This is a genomic window from Enterocloster clostridioformis, assembly GCF_020297485.1.
Lineage (GTDB): Bacteria > Bacillota > Clostridia > Lachnospirales > Lachnospiraceae > Enterocloster > Enterocloster clostridioformis.
Map to the genome: position 1 here is coordinate 3,209,892 of NZ_JAIWZC010000001.1, position 13,428 is coordinate 3,223,319.

13 protein-coding genes and 2 pseudogenes are annotated in these 13,428 nt (G+C 40.6%); 7 read left to right on the plus strand and 8 right to left on the minus strand.

Features of this window, described 5'->3' with window-relative positions:
* Positions 1-32: 32 nt before the first annotated feature.
* Both LA360_RS16310 and LA360_RS16315 read left to right on the plus strand, forming a co-directional pair.
* Entirely contained in the window at positions 33-518 is a 486-nt protein-coding gene (locus tag LA360_RS16310) for a DUF6512 family protein (protein ID WP_089774753.1), read from the plus strand.
* Between the two features lie 470 nt (positions 519-988).
* A pseudogene (locus tag LA360_RS16315) lies at positions 989-1,636 on the plus strand (IS256 family transposase); the annotation flags it as partial.
* Here LA360_RS16315 and LA360_RS16320 read toward each other — a convergent pair.
* The 5 genes and pseudogenes from LA360_RS16320 to LA360_RS16340 form a co-directional block, all read right to left on the minus strand.
* A complete protein-coding gene (locus LA360_RS16320) occupies positions 1,529-2,626 on the minus strand; it encodes a hypothetical protein (protein WP_057573197.1) in 1,098 nt (365 codons plus the stop codon). The pseudogene LA360_RS16315 and the gene LA360_RS16320 overlap by 108 nt on opposite strands.
* On the minus strand, positions 2,610-3,542 hold the full coding sequence (locus LA360_RS16325; protein ID WP_089774755.1) for a nucleotidyl transferase AbiEii/AbiGii toxin family protein: 933 nt from the start codon (positions 3,540-3,542) through the stop codon (positions 2,610-2,612). Before LA360_RS16325 ends, LA360_RS16320 begins: the two co-directional genes overlap by 17 nt.
* On the minus strand, positions 3,542-4,150 hold the full coding sequence (locus tag LA360_RS16330; RefSeq protein ID WP_028087997.1) for a type IV toxin-antitoxin system AbiEi family antitoxin domain-containing protein: 609 nt from the start codon (positions 4,148-4,150) through the stop codon (positions 3,542-3,544). Before LA360_RS16330 ends, LA360_RS16325 begins: the two co-directional genes overlap by 1 nt.
* Before the next feature lie 239 nt (positions 4,151-4,389).
* Positions 4,390-4,746, minus strand: a pseudogene (locus LA360_RS16335) (23S rRNA (uracil-5-)-methyltransferase RumA); the annotation flags it as partial.
* Between the two features lie 74 nt (positions 4,747-4,820).
* On the minus strand, positions 4,821-5,510 hold the full coding sequence (locus tag LA360_RS16340; RefSeq protein WP_330657126.1) for a hypothetical protein: 690 nt from the start codon (positions 5,508-5,510) through the stop codon (positions 4,821-4,823).
* Between the two features lie 265 nt (positions 5,511-5,775).
* On the opposite strand from LA360_RS16340, the gene LA360_RS16345 reads away from it, so the two are divergent.
* Positions 5,776-6,624: a tyrosine-type recombinase/integrase gene (locus LA360_RS16345; RefSeq protein WP_027641389.1), complete on the plus strand. Its 849-nt coding sequence runs from the start codon at positions 5,776-5,778 to the stop codon at positions 6,622-6,624.
* Entirely contained in the window at positions 6,621-7,796 is a 1,176-nt protein-coding gene (locus LA360_RS16350; protein WP_027641388.1) for an IS91 family transposase, read from the plus strand. Before LA360_RS16345 ends, LA360_RS16350 begins: the two co-directional genes overlap by 4 nt.
* A 222-nt stretch (positions 7,797-8,018) precedes the next feature.
* Here the strand turns inward: LA360_RS16350 and LA360_RS16355 are convergent, their stop codons facing one another.
* Both LA360_RS16355 and LA360_RS16360 read right to left on the minus strand, forming a co-directional pair.
* Positions 8,019-8,255: an excisionase gene (locus LA360_RS16355; RefSeq protein ID WP_057573180.1), complete on the minus strand. Its 237-nt coding sequence runs from the start codon at positions 8,253-8,255 to the stop codon at positions 8,019-8,021.
* Complete coding sequence (locus LA360_RS16360; RefSeq protein ID WP_278336734.1) at positions 8,255-9,316, minus strand: replication initiation factor domain-containing protein; 1,062 nt, start codon at positions 9,314-9,316, stop codon at positions 8,255-8,257. The genes LA360_RS16355 and LA360_RS16360 overlap by 1 nt, the downstream gene beginning before the upstream one ends.
* Positions 9,317-9,798: 482 nt before the next feature.
* Between LA360_RS16360 and LA360_RS16365 the strand changes: the two genes are divergently transcribed.
* A complete protein-coding gene (locus tag LA360_RS16365; RefSeq protein ID WP_057573178.1) occupies positions 9,799-10,383 on the plus strand; it encodes a helix-turn-helix domain-containing protein in 585 nt (194 codons plus the stop codon).
* Between the two features lie 305 nt (positions 10,384-10,688).
* On the opposite strand, the gene LA360_RS16370 is transcribed toward LA360_RS16365, so the two are convergent.
* The gene (locus LA360_RS16370; protein ID WP_057573177.1) at positions 10,689-11,630 is read right to left on the minus strand and encodes a helix-turn-helix transcriptional regulator; all 942 of its coding nucleotides are present in this window, start codon (positions 11,628-11,630) and stop codon (positions 10,689-10,691) included.
* Between the two features lie 94 nt (positions 11,631-11,724).
* Here LA360_RS16370 and LA360_RS16375 point away from each other — a divergent pair, with 94 nt between their 5' ends.
* Together LA360_RS16375 and LA360_RS16385 are read left to right on the plus strand one after the other, a co-directional pair.
* Positions 11,725-12,144 (plus strand): pyridoxamine 5'-phosphate oxidase family protein, encoded by a 420-nt coding sequence (locus LA360_RS16375; RefSeq protein ID WP_057573176.1) that lies wholly within the window; start codon positions 11,725-11,727, stop codon positions 12,142-12,144.
* A gap of 692 nt (positions 12,145-12,836) precedes the next feature.
* The gene (locus LA360_RS16385) at positions 12,837-13,331 is read left to right on the plus strand and encodes a helix-turn-helix domain-containing protein (RefSeq protein ID WP_112481888.1); all 495 of its coding nucleotides are present in this window, start codon (positions 12,837-12,839) and stop codon (positions 13,329-13,331) included.
* Positions 13,332-13,428: the final 97 nt, after the last annotated feature.

Here is a 13,428-nt window from a genome sequence, read left to right on the forward strand (position 1 = left end):
CCCTATTTCATACAGTGTAACAGGAGGTGCGTATGAATATTTCACTAACAATAGCCGGAATTCTGTCCGTATCCCTACTGGGGACCCTTCTCCATTTCACCTACCGCTGGTCCGGCCGCAATCCCCCTATCGCCCCTGTCAACGAGTCTGTCTGGGAACATATGAAACTGCTGTTTTTCCCCATGCTTCTGTTTGGACTATGGAGCTTAAAGGGCGAGACCGACGCCTGCCGTATATCTGCATTTCACGCAGGGCTGCTTATGGGAACGCTCCTGATACCGGTACTGTATTACTCTTATACAAGCGCGCTGGGACATAGCATTTTGGCTGTGGATATAACAATATTTTACATCTGCGTCATTGCGGCCTTTCTCATATACCGCGGACTGTCAGGGAGCTGTCTGTTGGAAAAATACAGCCATGTAACATCCATGGCCGTGTTTCTTTTATTGATTTGTTTTCTGCTGTTTACTTATTTTCCACCGGGATTTTCTATTTTTAAGGATCCGGAGGGATGATGGAGTGCGACAGAATGATGATGGCATGATAATGGTATGATGATAATAGATGACAGCTTTTCCGGAATTATAATGTGATTAAGTACTGACCCGAAAGGACTTTGAAATGGCCGGTATCACCCGTAACAGGCCTTCAAAATAGTCCGTTATCATCCAATTTGAAATGTATATATAGTCTGTATTTCACAAAACATATATGCTGATTTGCGTAAGCAAATGCCCGTCAGGTATACTGCATAATCTTGATCAGCCCCTTGTCAAGCAGACAGGTGAAATATCTAAAATTTAGTGCGGACGATGCCTGCATTTCGGTTTGGAGTGCAGGCATTTTTCTATGCACACCATTTCTCTTTATATTTGGTTATCCGTTTGTTTGCGGTAGTGTAAAATAGTTTGTGTCTTTGGAAAAAAATGTCTCCTTTTTGGTAAGAATTCAGATATGACAATTCTTATCGAAAAGGAGCATTTTTATGGCAGTAGCTAAGGAACAAATTCGACAGATTATTTCACAAAACAACTTGAACAGTGTGGCGGATGTCTATTCCCTTCTCAAAGAGAGCTTTAAAGACATCCTCCAGGAGTTGATGGAGGCGGAACTCGATGCTTCCCTTGGTTATGAAAAGAACCAAAAAGGAGAGCTCTCCTTAAACAATAAGCGTAACGGTCATTCCCCTAAGACCCTCAAAAGCCAGTATGGGGAATTTCAGGTGGATGTGCCCAGAGACCGCAATGGGGAGTTTGAACCAAAACTCATCCCGAAATACCAGCGGGATATTTCAGGAATTGAAGAAAAGGTCATTTCTTTGTACGCAAGGGGAATGAGCACAAGGGACATTCATGACCAGCTCCAGGAGCTTTATGGGATCGAACTCTCTGCGGAAATGGTCAGCAAAATCACTGACAAGATTCTCCCACAAGTCAAAGAGTGGCAGCCCCGCCCCTTGGCGCCTATTTACCCTTTCATCTTCATGGACTGCATCCACTATAAGGTACGGGAAGATGGACGTATTTTAAGCAGGGCTGCCTATGTAGTTCTTGGAGTTACCACGCAAGGGTATAAGGATATCCTCAGCATCACCGTAGGGGCAAATGAAACTAGCAAGTTTTGGCTTGGGATGCATTTGTTCTTCCTCGGTTGCTCCTTCAGCATTCAAATCGCTATTCGCTTTACTATATTGCATCTTTGCAGACAAATCTTCCATATATGATTCAAGACTTTCTAAATACATAAGGTTGTCCCTAAAATATTTGGCAACGGTTAAATCCGCTTTCCAATAATCTGACATTGCATTTGGAATCATTTTGTCATACTTAATCTCACGAATAGACGCAACAAATTTTTTCTGTTCGAGTGTAGTAATTTTGTCTTTAGGAACAACTGCTTTTGCGTACTCATTTGGAAGTGGTGCAGTTCCTTTTGTTCCATATGCTGTTGATTGTATCTGTAGAATTTCATCAAATGCTGACTTGGTCACCTCCCATTTATGCGGGGGTTCCTTAACTTTTATTAATATTTCGCCAAGCAAAGCACCTATATATCCGTCTCTATTTTCGGAAGGAATATGACCTACATATTTAGAAAATTCATTAGATATACCGTCTATTGAAGTTTTGGCAGCTTCAATCGTAAATTTATCTAATATTTCCAAAAGGCGACTTTCGTCATAAGAGTCACCGAAAATTCTATTATATTGATTCCTGAATGTTTCTTCATTTTTCTTAGAGATAGCTCCTATATCTTTTAAGCGTTTTAATTTCTCAGTCTTTTTTATATTATTCCAACTATGAAACGGAGAATCACTTTGAATTGTAGCTGTAGTACTGAGTATATAATTGGAAAAGTTTTTTACACGCTCATAGTCTACATACCAATTTGCAAGTGTCTTCCAAAAATCTATATCTCTGTCCAAAATAGATTTATTACCAAAATGATGTTTTACTTCTCCCTGAAAGCGACCACCCACATCATTTATAATGCTCACATCACCATTTGTCTCAATTTGCAGAGTATCGCCATCGTTCAATTCAAAGCAATCTCTTAAAGCTATTAGATACTGGTATATATCACCAGCTTTTTGCAATGTTGCATCATTAACTGCTCTTGTCACGGTCAATACCTCCCTTCAGATTTGACCATTTTCTCGCATTGCTTTTCCAGATATTTTGCCATTCTTTCTCATTCACAATCGCATCAAACACAGGCTCAAGAAAAGTCTGGATTTCCGCAATAACGAATGAAAACTCAAGCGTGTTATCTTTTATGGTTTTCAAAAAGAATTTCCAACGCTTCTGCATATCTTCATCATCGGCAAGTGCAACAACACGCTTAAAACTATCTCTGTCATAGGGAGTACCACGCCGCTGTAAGGTTTCAAATACAGCTGCCTGCAATTTTGCACCCTCAAAATCGAATGTCCTTGAGAGATAATAAATGTCATAAAAATCTTTCATTCTGCCTGTCAGTTCAAAGCGTTGCAGTGTGGCATCAAACTTCTCGGCAATGGTGCTTTCAAGGGAATAAGTTTTGATTACAGGTGCTTCAAAGTCTGGAAGCTGAGTATTGATTGTGCGTTCTTCGGCACGGGGGACTATAATATCACCCACGCCTATATCAACATTGAACGGCACACGCACATTTTTTATTTGAGCAATAATCTGTGTACTGATACCGTGATATTTTCTTTGCGGAGAAATCTCTTCAAAGCCTTTTGCTCGCATTTCTATATAATCGTTACCAGTCGGTGTGTCGATGATTTTACAAATCAAATCTTTAACAGCATCTATTGAATTAGAGTATCCACGGAGCAGGAAATCGACATCAATGGTAGCTCGACTTTCAAAATTGGTTAGAGTATAAATGAACAATCCACCTTTGAGTATTAGTGTATCCTCACACCCAGATTTTGATAGCTTTCTCAAAAATTCTTCCTGCACAAAAAGTTGTAAGCATTGCTGATAGCTGATACCAGAAGCTTTTGCTTTATTTCTCAGCTTTGCCAGAACGGAAGCTGCTATATCTGCCATTACAACCACACTCCAATCAATTCTTTTACACGCGTTTGTACACGCAAAACTTTCGCATATTCTATAAGATTCGGTATATTCTTTTTCGGGTCTTTAACATAGCCCTGTACTGCTTTATTAAAAACCTCCTTATCCATCTTGTTCATATTTCGCAGCACATCGCAAATAGTACGGTCACGGTCATAAATGCGGACTTTGTGGAAATCAATTTCACCCTCGGTTTCGCCCAGCGTAACCAACTCTGACTCTACACGATATGCCTTTATAAACGGATAATCGATTTTTGTTCGCCGCTTAGAGACATTTTTATCTATTGCAAAGTTCCACTCAGCAGGATTTCTGTCACTGTATCTATAATAGAATAGGGCAGTCTCCATACAGAGCACTGCATCGGGAAACAATCGATTGATAATGACAACTTCGCTTTCTCCATAATCTTGAGTCCAGTGATAGTAACCTCGCCTGACTCTTTCAATCAATCCTTCGTCTAAAAGTTGTTTTATATCTGCATAGTATAACTTTGAAGCTGTAAGTTCAGCAGTAGTCATAACATAATTATGACTGCTAAACAACATTCTCAGTGTCTCAATATCTTTATTCTGAAGCATATCTTCACCTCTATTTAATCGCCCTTAATCAAAGCAATAATTGGGCACTTTACTATATTATATTCGATTTTTCTCTTTAAGTCAATAATAGCAAAGTGAACGCTTTTAATTGTACCAATCAGGCAGTTTAGTATAAAATCTGTCCTCCGCTTTTATAACCAGATAAAATATTGGTCAGCGAAAAGACAAATATGTAAAAAAATAAGCGTACCACTGTTTTTATGATACGCTCATCATTATTAAATTACCTCAAAATGCTTCAAAGCATCCTTTATCGCTTCCGCTTTCTCCGCCGTCGGATGCTTCCTCGGTTGTTTCAATTCCTCTACCGCATTAGGGGCATCATACATCGGCAATCCTAACTCCCTCTTTACCTCTGCGATATATGCGGTATGTACTTTGAAGCCATATTTCGCTTCTATGTACTCCTTAATCATCTTGTATGTAACTCGTTCCTTCGGCTTGTACGCTTCGGCTCTCTTGGCTATATTATCAAGCGGCACTTTGCCCTCACCCTCGCCAAACTCGACTTTTACGTTGATTACACTGTCGGGTTTTTTGTGGGAAAGCATTACAACCGTCTCAACGTGCACCGTAAGTCGATGTCAAAAAATCATGTGTGCTACACAATATTATAGCGTAACTTATTATCTTCACGACTTTACAACTTTTATAAATGCCAGCACTGTTGCCGAATTAACTGTTTTAAAGCTTTCATAACTACACTGGATTTTATGCTGGTTTCGATATTTCTCACGAAAGTGGCATAAAATACCTGCTGCCGGATTTGCTCACTAAGGGCAAACCGAAATTCCTGCACACTTTCTGTACGGTACTTTGAAAATGATTCTTCCTGATATGGCAGTATCTTCATGGCACAATACGAAATGTTGATCAGATTAACCAACATTTCGATTCCCTTCCGACTGCGTAACATATAGCTGCATAACGACCAGAACGTTTTCTGTTCATAATAACTCACCTCGATATTCCAGCGAAATGTGTAACACAATAATGGGATGAACTGCATACGCTCACTCCCGGTCTGGTTTAGCGGCGCCTTTTCCTGCCATGCGCAGAATATCTGCATCTGCTCTGGAATAATCGTACTGAAAAACAGGCGTCTGGAGCCGCCGGTTTTCTCTGTAGAAGTTACATAGGCGGGAACTTCCCTTTGCCCGAAGATATTGGTAAGGACCCGGCGTACACCCATGTAGTAATCCCCTATCTTTTCAGCAGAAAGAGTGAAGTCCTCTTTAATAGAAAGGCGTTCCCCATGCTTTGCGGGCCTGCCTCTTCTGCCGGTTGGCTGTGGGGCAAGGTCATAAATAACAGAGTCAGCCCTGGCATTACAGATCAAATCCCGATTGAACAAAATCGCTACGCGATGGCCTGCCAAGGCTGTGGCGCAGTTTTTACGTTCCTCTAAATAAAAAGCAGTGGAAAAATCTTCCGCAATACGGTATTGTTAAGTTACCACACAAAACAACCAAATACGGAAACCTCCACTGCCTATGATTACAATAGCATTTTTTGGTGTCTTCCGCAAGCGGAATTATGATGCCAATGCCCCTCCTGACAGGCAGCTGCCACGATCAACGCTGCTTATTTCAGGAGGTTTTATTATGTACGATGATATTTTTGAATCTATCCGCTATGAAGCGGAAAAACGGAACCTGCGGGAAAGTACCATAAACTTGTACTGTGCCAATGTCAATTACTTTCTCCGCTGTATTGGGAAAACCGCCTCTGAGCTTACACTTGACGATGCGGAAAGTTTCCTCTCTGCCAAACGTTTGGAAGGCAGGTCTCCCGAAACTCACAACCACTATCGGTCAGCAATTAAGTTCTTCTACAAAAAAGTGCTCTGGATCCTTTGGGATGATGACATAGTTCCTGCCATGAAAAGGGAACGGAACCTTCCCGCCGTCCTGAGCCGTAATGAGATAAACGCGATCATTGAGGCCACCCAAAACCTGAAGCATAAAGCTATCATTGCGACGATGTACTCTTCCGGATTACGCGTCTCAGAGGCTGTCCATCTCCATTACGATGACATTTCCCGTACCAACATGACCATCCATGTCCGTGAAACCAAAGGCAGGATCGACAGGTATACCATCCTCTCCCGGAAGAATCTTGACCTTCTTACCGAGTATTGGTACAAATGCGGCCGGCCCAGGGGGATACTTTTCCCAAGCTCCTGGACTGGTGGATACCTGGATATAACCAGTGTGAACCAGTTCTTTAAAAAAAGCGCCAGGCTTGCCGGTATTACCCGCCGTGTCTCTTCCCATGCGTGCCGACACAGTTTTGCCAGCCACCTGTTTGAAAGCGGGACCGATATCAAATATATCCAGTCCCTTCTCGGGCATGTGGATCCCCGCTCTACCGATGTCTACCTCCATGTAAGCAACAAGACTCTCCTCGGCATCCGCAGCCCGTTCGATGGTCCGCAAGGCGGTGAGGAATGAACACTGACTGCACAATCCAGGATGTTTTTAACCGTTTTTATCCTTCCTATGCATCTTCCCATGATGTTTCCCCTGCCCAGAGAAAGGCGGCTTACCACATCATGAACTGCAAGACCGGTGCTTTTGGCGTAAATGTGAGCGTCTGTGAGGATTGCGGCTGTATTTCCATCCACTATAATTCCTGCCGTGACAGATGCTGCCCTATGTGTCAGGAATTCCCGAAAGAAAAATGGGTTGACGCGCGCAGGGAGGATCTGCTGGACGCGCCATACTTCCATATGGTATTCACTGTGCCGGAAAATCTGAACCCTGTTATCTACAGCAATCAGAAACTTTTATATACAGCGCTTTACCATGCCGCGTCCGATACCCTGCGTGAACTTGCGGCTGACCCGAAATACCTTGGCGCTGACATCGGCTATATCTGCATTCTGCATACCTGGGGGAGCGCCATGAACTTCCATCCCCATATCCATGCCATTGTTCTGGGAGGCGGGCTGGATGCAGGAAATCACTGGAAAGGCAGCGGGGAGGACTTCTTCCTTCCGGTCAGGGTGGTCTCCCGGCTGTTCCGCGGAAAATATCTTGCTGAACTGAAACAGCTATGGAAAGATGGAAAACTCGAATTCCACGGTACGGCAGAGCCTTACAGGAACCATTATGCCTTACAGGAATTATTGGATACCTGTTACAAAAAAGAATGGATACCCTACTGTAAGAAGCCGTTCCATGGCGCGGAATCCGTCATCAGGTACCTTGGAAGGTACACACACCGGATTGCCATCAGCAATTATCGTATCAAATGCATGACGGATTCTATGGTCACATTTACTGCAAAAGATTATAAAAACCAGGGCCAGTGGGAGGAGATTACGGTTTCCGGTGAGGAGTTTATCCGCAGATTTCTGATGCATGTCCCGCCAAAGCGTTTTGTCCGGATACGCCACTATGGCCTGCTGTCATCCCGGAACAAGAATAAGAAGATCACCTTGTGCCGGAATCTCCTCGGCTGTAGAAAGTATATCGCAAGGCTGAAAGATCTGGATGCCCCTGCCATGATCCGGCTGCTTTACAATAAGGATATCTGCAGGTGTTCTTCCTGCGGCGGAAGGATCATTCCTTTACCGGCAGGGCAGCCTTGTACAATGCCAGAACCGCATCTTCTATGTTAAAAAAGGCAACTGAATATTTTTTAAGCTTCCTTTGGAGGCTTATTTCTGATGCCATAAACATGACACCGGACGCCGAATCTGGCTGCCATGCATCCATATGCAGTATACTTCGCTAAAAGGCTGGGGAAATTGAAAGTCCATATATAACGGCTACCCGGACGCGCCTTTGTTCAACCAGGAAAAATCGAAACTGATGCAAACGAAAGGGCAGTTATCGAAATATCAAAGCTGCTTTTTCGTTTGCACCACCTTCGATTCTTTCCTTAACGATTTGTCAATGACCTGTTCAAACTGTCGGCGTTTAATCTGTATGCGGTTGCCATTCATAATGAGCCAGCCAGCGTCCTTGTTTTCCTCTGCCAAGCGTCTTAGCTTGTTTTCTCCAATACGGAAATATTTTGACGCTTCTTCAATGGTAAGGGTATATTTTTCCCATACGGGAATATCGTTGTTATTCATCAGATACCCCCTTTCCCATGTTTCGTGTCATATTGAATATAAGGAATAAGGTCGGTGCGGTTTATCCTCTGTAAGTGGGCGGTTAATTTACTGGAAAGAGAAGTGCTGTATCTTGCCTTGTCAAGCATAGTTTCCACCCGTTCCAGTCCACCTAATGCGTCATGTTCTTCCAAGAAGTAAAAACTTTTGACAGCGGAAATCACGCCACCCTCTGTGAGCCATTGCTGTGTTTCTTCAAGGGAATTATGCGGTTTGGGTGTATGCAGTTTCAAGACTTCCACAGCCCCTAAAAAGCGTTCCCAAAACCGACACGTTTTCCACCTGCTTTTATTGCTTTCATTTCTGTTTGCTACGACAAAGCGTAGGTTGTTTGCCAATAGTCCGAAAGCCAGTTCCCCAAGTTCCAGCGGTCTGTCCTTGAACGTCATGGCAAAAGCATGAGCCTTATCATCACGCAGTTGCATTTCTGTCCGTTTCCAACTGCCGACTTCATCAAGCGTCTTATTATATTTTGAACAGACTTCCTTATCCTTGTCATAAAAGCGGTAGGACAATCCCGATTTCCCAGCACCGATATAAACAGTTTTTGCGGTGTCGAAATCGTCAAACTTGCTTTCATCAAAGTGGTAGCCCTCACTATTGGAGATAAATTCCTCTTTTTCGCATTTTTTCTTTATCTGCTCTATGGTAAAGAATGGCTTTTTGTTCTTATCATCAATGGCAATATCAAGCCTTGTGAAGTGGAAGTTATCCCGTCCGTATCTTCGTTCACAATGTTTGAACATATCCCCAAAGGTATAATTCCTACTATCGAGAATACGGAAAATATCATCACAACCTCTGCCAGTCATAACGAGATAACAGCCAAGCCCCTGTGGGTTGTCCTCTGTCTTTATTGCGTCGCCCGATACATAAATATCTCCAATCTCCCAACGTGTCTGATAGGTCTTGAATTTTACGGTTGCCGGATAGACATTGAAAATATCAGTCGGTAATCCTAAAATGTGCATGATTACATCTTCTGCGGTTGCAGTTTCAAATACAATGCTGATGTAATCAATCTTAACGGATAAATTTTCGTGTGTTGCGATACTTCATTACTCCTTTCGTATGCCCCGATTTTTTGCGGGGTATAAATTGCATTTTTTCCTTTATTTATCACAGTTTCTAGGTACTATGACATGTATACGCAGGGCGATGTTACATATACGCCCTTTACGAACGCCTAAAGGCGTTCCCTTTCTTCCTGTCTCTGATCCGTTCTTATCGCTCACGAGCCTTTGGGAGGCTCGTGGCTAAACGGGCCAGCCCCAGTCAGAAACACAGTTTTCGGTCGGATAGTCCATGCCTATTCATGCTGTCAAAGTGAAAATATCTTCTCTAAATGCTTACTCAAGCGTGTGATTGACCTCATTGTGCTTAATCACTCTATCTGCTATGATAATAACGCCAATAGAATTACTTGTCAAGAAATTTTTCTTGACTTTTTCAAAAATAATAAGTATGATAGGCTTATAAAGTGATTGAAAGGAGAAGATGTTCCATGAATTATAAGCATTTGGGACAAAATATACAGACGGTCAGGAAACTAAAAGGGATGAAGCAGCAAGAACTTGCCGACGCTATCGGTATCAACCTACAAAGCCTTTCCAAGATTGAAAGAGGTGTGAATTATCCTACCTTTGAAACACTGGAAAAGATAATGGTTGTGTTAGAAGTCGCACCGAATGAAATGCTGTCAGGTACATGGAAATTTGCTTCTCATATAGAGAAAGAAGTCTGTCAGTTCGTCAGAGGGGAAGAACGATTAAATGCTGAATTGAAACACGGTCATTATGATAACTTCTTTGACAGCGAGGAGGAATGGCTGGAATATGAATTAGAACAGTTAAGGGAGTATATCACGGATTATATCAATGGCAAAGACATCACAGCGTCCGACCTTTACCCAATCAAAGAGTTTGTCCAGCATTTGAAATTTCAGAAGATTTTAGACCGCTATGATGAGTTTTACAGCCTTGATATGTTCGGGGAAAGCACAGAGGGACACAAGCATATGAACCCGTATGTTCCATTCGGCAAAGGCAAGGTTATTGTAAATATGAATTTTGATGATGAAGATGAATAGCCTTTATCCTCTCACAGAAGATACAGCAAACAAAAAGTCCGATCAAGAGTGCAAGCACCACCTACGGTGGCAAGGCTCTTGACAGGACTTTTTCTTTACTGTTTTGAGATAATCAAGAGGAATAAAGGGGGATTTTATTGCCATGAGAATAATGTGAAAGTCAAAGTTGCCGTGAAATTCATTGATAATCAGACAAAGACAACGTAGGTATCACAGTTTGAACTTGTGCTACATAAGGATAGCAACTGGAAGATTGTAAAATAAATTCATAAGCATACAAACACATAAAATTATATGCCTTATTTTTATAGATTATCGTAATATTGGTACAATTCTTTTGCTCGTTTCGATACAAGGTTTTTTAAATGCTCTGGATAGATAGACTTAATCAATTTTCCATATGAAAGGAAATAATCAGCAATAAATCTTTCTTCCCCTACGTTGTAAAATCCTTTTATTTTATATTGTCCATCATATTTGACTAATTCCATTGAGGGATAATTTTCTTTATAAAATAAATCCACTCCTTTATCTAATATTTGAACTTCAAAATCTGTAGCATTTTCAGACTTAAATATGTTTGTCGAACGATTTAGAAGTTCTTGCCTTGGCTTCGGTATATAGCACTCACTTTCTGAAATATCAATAATTTTATCACAACGGAAAACTTGAACTCTTTGCCTGTCATGATTAAAACCTGTAACATACCATTGTCCAAAAGATGAAGATATATTAAAAAACTGCACTTGTACTTCTGATACAAATTCGCCTTTTTTATAAGAGATACAGCACACCGTATCTTTTACTGCCATTTCTAAAATATCTTTTAGTAAAGGGCTACTATTATAATGCTTAGTCCCCTCAAGGCTTAATGTATGTTCCATCTTATTAATAGTATTAATAAGTTCATCAGACAAGCAAGTTTCAAACTTTTTCTTTAACTTTTCAATACTTAAATGAAAAGGAGTCGATTCATAGGCGTTTAAAGTTAGCATAGCAAAATACAAAGCATACATTTCATCAACAGTAAAAATAATTGGTGAAAGAAGTCTATTTTTCAAAATCCCATAACGTCCATTTCTTCCAGTTTCCGAAAATATGGGCATACCGATTTCTTCTAAAGATTGTATATCTCGAATTGCTGTACTTTTAGATATTCCGTACTCTTGCATAATATCTTTCAAGTTAAAAAAACTTTTATCACTTAAAAAAATCATCATGTCATTCAATCGTGTTGATTTACGCATTTGTTTAAACCTCCTTATTTCGTTAAATGGTGTCATGTTCTGATACCTTTTTATATTATACTATTCATGTATCAACAATAAAAGGAGGATTTCTATGGATACACTAAAAGAATTTCAAAAAATGATGGCAGAACAGACTGACCTTGCGTTGGCAACTATCGGAACAGACGGCATTCCAAATGTTAGAGTTGTAAATTATTATTTCAATCCCGAAAATAATATTGTATACTTTGCAACATTTAAAAATAACGACAAAGTAAAAGAAATGAAACAAAATCAGAATGTTGCCTTTACAACAATTCCAAAAAAAGAAAACGAGCATATAAAAGCGAGAGGAACTGCTATCAAGAGTAAAAAAACTATTTTTGATTTGGCAGATTGTTTTTGCGAGAAGATACCTGATTATCGAGAAACAATAGAATATGGTGGGAAATCACTGATAGTATATGAAATACACTTTGAAACAGCAACCGTTACTTTAGATTTATCGAATAGTAAAACTCTCAAGTTGTAAATAATTCACAACAAATTTATTAATTATAGGACGGATTTATAGCAGTAGCTCACTAAGGATAGATACTGCTATAGTTTTAAGAAAAAGGTGGTGTTTATTATGGGAAGATATTAGTTTTAGAATTTGCAGAGCAAAATTAAAATAAATTCATAAATTTGCTATAAAGGGGCTTATCGTATGAAACACTTTAAATATAATCCGACATCTTTAACTCAACTTTAATGATACAACTTTTAAAATTGCATACGAATATATTTCACCTTTAATGGCTCGTACAGACTTTATGTTTTATGCGGGCTTTTTTCTATGTTTTTCAAAAGTTATAAACGGTATTTTCATGATGAAACATTTCGTTTATATAGTTTTGCTTTGGTAGAAAGGAGGTGAAATCGTGAGGATATCTTCTTTCGAGCATATCGTCAGATTACAATTTAATGCTTTGATGATGATTGTTATTAAAGGCACATTATCAAGCCATAGAAGACAGATTGCTAGACGTTCTAAACATGAAATTTTGTTTTGTGAATTATTATTAAACAGTTATCAACTTCTAGTAATAAATGTATAAATCAAGAATATTTATAACATTTCAACCACTAGTACAGCATTGCCAAAATAATAATGAATAGACGTTGCTTTTTTATTGTAGTCGGTGCATAATAATTCTATCACTAAAGAATGGATGGGTTATTATGCGAAGGAAAACAATTGATACTATCCCGGTTTTATCTGATGCCATGAAAAACATATTATCTGCTTTTTCAAAAAGCCGCTCCCTTCCGTCAGGACTGGTCAAAAGAGCCAGCATTGTCCTGCTTGCGTCACAGGGGGAACTCAACCAGAATATTGCACCACAGGCCGGGCTTCATTATAATAATGCTGCCACCTGGCGCAGTCGGTTCCTCGCGGCGCTCCCAGCCTTGCGGAGGATTGAAATGGACGACCCGGAAAGGCTTGAAGATGAGATACGGGCAGTCCTGTCCGATAAAAAACGCCCCGGTGCCCCGTCTGTTTTTACGCCGGACCAGATCATGCGGATCATCGACCTTGCCTGCAGCAGCCCAAATGATTTTGGGTACGAAGTAAGCCAGTGGAGCCTCCCGCTGTTAGTGGCAGAAATTAAAAAGCAGGGAATCGCTGAACAGATTTCTGAGAAATCTGTCAGCCGTTTTTTAAAAATGAGGTAGATTTACATCCCCACAGAATCCGTTACTGGCTTCATTCTTCGGAAAAGACGGAAGCCCCGGAATCTTTTGCGCGGAAAGTAAACGAAATCTGCGGCCT